The organism is Streptomyces sp. NPDC101490 (genome assembly GCF_044767145.1).
Lineage (GTDB): Bacteria > Actinomycetota > Actinomycetes > Streptomycetales > Streptomycetaceae > Streptomyces.
The window spans coordinates 44,090-47,395 of the sequence record NZ_JBIWNI010000014.1 but is presented as its reverse complement, the minus strand read 5'-3'; the positions used below and the strand labels follow the sequence as shown (position 1 = coordinate 47,395).

Annotated in this window: 2 protein-coding genes; both read left to right on the top strand. The window is 76.6% G+C overall.

Going from position 1 to position 3,306, the window contains the following annotated elements; all coding sequences use genetic code 11:
• Positions 1-540 precede the first annotated feature (540 nt).
• Positions 541-1,338, top strand: a complete 798-nt coding sequence (locus tag ACIRQY_RS23475; RefSeq protein WP_403928816.1) for a serine/threonine protein kinase — start codon at positions 541-543, stop codon at positions 1,336-1,338.
• Between the two features lie 4 nt (positions 1,339-1,342).
• Positions 1,343-2,791 (top strand): serine/threonine-protein kinase, encoded by a 1,449-nt coding sequence (locus tag ACIRQY_RS23470; protein WP_403928814.1) that lies wholly within the window; start codon positions 1,343-1,345, stop codon positions 2,789-2,791.
• Positions 2,792-3,306 lie beyond the last annotated feature (515 nt).

Sequence of the window (3,306 nt, the reverse complement as noted above, 5' to 3'; positions counted from 1 at the left end):
GGGCGGTGGCGGGGTCGGGGGGGGGGGGGCTCACACCCCGGGGGGCCCCCGGGGGCCCCCCCCCCCCCCCCCGGGGCCGGCCCCGCCCCCCGGGGGGGGGCGGCCGCCGCCCCCGCCACGCCCCGGGGCCCGATCAGGAGAAGAGCCAGGGAACCCATCAGCCGACGCCGACCACTGCGGGCGACCGCCGCGGCCGGGACCCTCGCACTCCCCGGCCCCGTCCCAGCGCGGCCGACGCCACCGGCCGCGTCCACCTTTCGCGGTCACTGCACGCGGCCGGATCCGCACCCGCGTACAGGCCCGGCCCAACGGAGGCCGAGGCTGCCGTGGACCGCGTTCGGCCGACTGCCCGGTCGCGACGCTCCGCTCGGGCACCCCCAGCCCCTGACCGTCCGTCACGAACCGGACGAGCGGGGAGAACCCGCACGTGTGGGCTGTGTGGAGGCCCGCGAAGTGGCCGATGCCACTCGGTGCATCACCGGTTGCAACCGGTAACGTTCGGTGTGTCGGACGGTGGTCGGCGCGCGGGACGGGGGAGCGGTGAGCGGGATTGTCATCCACCTGCCGCAAGGCAGTGGCGGGGGCGCGGACGGGGAGGCCTGCGGCGACGCGGTGACCCTGCGGCTCGGACCCGGGCAGCGGGCCCGGTTCGGCCGGGGTTCGACCAGCACGCCCGTCGAACTGCGCCTCGCCGACGCGGCCATCTCCCGGCTGGCCGGGGAGATCCGGGCGGCCGAGGACCACTGGCAGCTCAGCAACCACAGCACCACCCACGGTTATCTCGTGGAGAACCCGGAGGGGGCGGGCGAGTACCTGCGGGTCCCGCCGCGCCGGGCGGGCGCGCCGATCCCGTTCGAGTTCTCGCGGGTGGTGCTGCCCACCCGCCGTGACACCACCGTCTCCTTCCAGGTGTTCGCGCCGGACCACGTCTATCTGGATCCGCGGGGCATGGGCGGGCCAGGCGAGAGCCGTACCCTCACCGCGTACTCCCTGGACGAGACCGCCACGTACTTCCTCGTGCTCGTCGCGCTCTGCGAACCGTGGCTGCGCGACCGCTCGCCGGTCGCGGTGCCGACCACCCCGCAGGTGGTCGAGCGGCTGCGCGGCCACGCCGCCCGGGCGAGGCTGACGGCCCGCGCGGTCAGCTCGCACATCGACTACCTCGCCGACGAGAAGCTGCGGGTCGGCGTCCCCGGGGCGGCCGACACCGGCCGTCCGGACCGCAGGAACGGCAAGCGCGAGGCCGTCGTCGGGGTCGCCCTGAAGTTCGGCATCGTCCGTGAGGAGCACCTCGCGCTGCTGCCGCCGGGCGCCGAACCCGCCGAGCGGGCACGGTAGGGGCGTGGTGCGGGTGGACGAGCGGACCGTCTCGTGGGGCAGCGGGCGGCCGCAACCGCTGCCCGAGGGCTACCGGGTCGGGGAGTGGCTGGTCACCGAGCAGATCGGGTCCGGCGGCTGGGCGACCGTGTACGCGGCCAGACCGGCCGATCCCGGGCAGGGAGGGCCGGAGGAGGTCGCGCTCAAGATCATGCCGACCGCCGGGCTCGCGCCGCGCCAGGCCCGTGACGTGGCCGAGGCCGCCGCGCGCGAGGTGGACCTCGGACGCCGGGCGGCGCACCCCCGGCTCGTACGGCTGCTGGACTCCGTCGTGCTCGGCCCGTCCGAGGACCCGGCCCTGGACGGGGCGATCGTCCTGGTCATGGAGCGGGCCCGGGGCAGTCTGCGCGAGCTGCTCGACGCCGGGGTGAGCGAGCCCGAGGGGACCCGGCTGATCACCGGGATCTGCGAGGGCCTGGCCCATCTGCACCGGGCCGGCTGGGTGCACACGGACCTGAAGCCCGAGAACATCCTGATCGGCGCGGACGGCTCGGTGAAGCTGTCGGACTTCGGCTTCGCCGTCGAGCTGACGGGCACCCACGGCTATACGCCTCCGATGGGCACCCTGGACTACCTGCCGCCCGAGCGGGGGAGGGAGCGGCTCGGCGAGCGGGGCGTGCGGGTGCGGCCGAGCGCCGACGTCTGGGCGCTCGGCATCGTCATCCACGAGGTGTTCGCCTCCGGCGCCTCGCCGTTTCCCGGCGCGACCCCGGCCGCGCGGACCGCCGCCGCGCGAGAGTACGCGGAAGGGTGCGCTCCGTTACGTATGGACAACGCTGTCCCCGCCTTCTGGCGCGGTCTCGCCGCCGACTGTCTCGCCCCGAGTCACGAGACCCGCGCCGCCCACACGGCGGAGAGCCTGCTGGACCGCATCGCGGGGCGGCCCGCCCAGGACGGGCGCCCGGCGCGGCGGCCCCCCGGGCGGTCCCGCCGCTTCGGCGCGCCGCTCGCCGTGGGCGTGTGCGTGGCGGTGGGCGTGGCGCTCTGGACGTACGCCGGGCCGGGGCGGGGGGACGGAGGGGCGAGCGGTGGGGGTGCCGAAGGCCCGGCCCCGGTCCGGGTGTTCAACGCCGAGCGCGGTTGCCAGGGACGCACGGACCGGGACCGCCAGTGCAGCCTCGGCCTGGCGGTCGACCCCTTGCGGCTCTACACGGCCCAGAACGTCGTGCCGACCAGGGTGTGGCACGGCGACGTCCTCGAAGCGGAGTGTCGGCTGCCCGCCGGACTGCCCGTCATCGATGAGGAGGACCTCACGTCCACCCTGTGGTTCCGCGTCAGGCTTCCGCGTACGGGCGCTCCCGCCACGGCCTGGCTGCCCGCGGTCCGCACCAAGGACCGTCCGGAACTGCCGAGATGCCCGCACCCCACCTCGTCGGGGTCGGCGACCCGGACCGGAGAACACCGCTCGCCCTGACGGACGGCGGGGGACGGCGGGCGCGGACCTTCGCCGGAGTGGGGCCCAGCCCGTACGTGGCGTCGCGTCGCGCGCGGCGACCCGCTCGGGGCAACGGGTGAAGGCGGGTTCGGCCCCCGGTGACCACCCCTGGAACAGCCCTCGCCGCACGACCGCCCTTCTGACCTGAGCGGGAACACGTCTGACCTGGCGCTCCGGGCAGCGCCGGGTCGAGGCCGCCGCTTAGGCCAGGGGCGCCGCGCCGACGGTCCGCCGGTGAACCGCCGTTGATCCGCACCGGCCCTAGACTGCGGCTGGCCCTGTCGGCGGGGCCTGCGCGAGGAGGCTGAGGGATCATGTCCGTCCACCGTCTGGTCACGCTGCTGTTCACGGACCCGGCCCGGTGCCGCGACGCGTACGCCGAGGCCGTCACTCTGCCCGGAGTGCATCAGGCCGCCGTCGGGGGGGGGGGCCCCCCCCCCCCCCCCCCCCCCCCCCCCCCCCACCCCCCCCCCCCCCCCCCCCCCCCCCCGGGG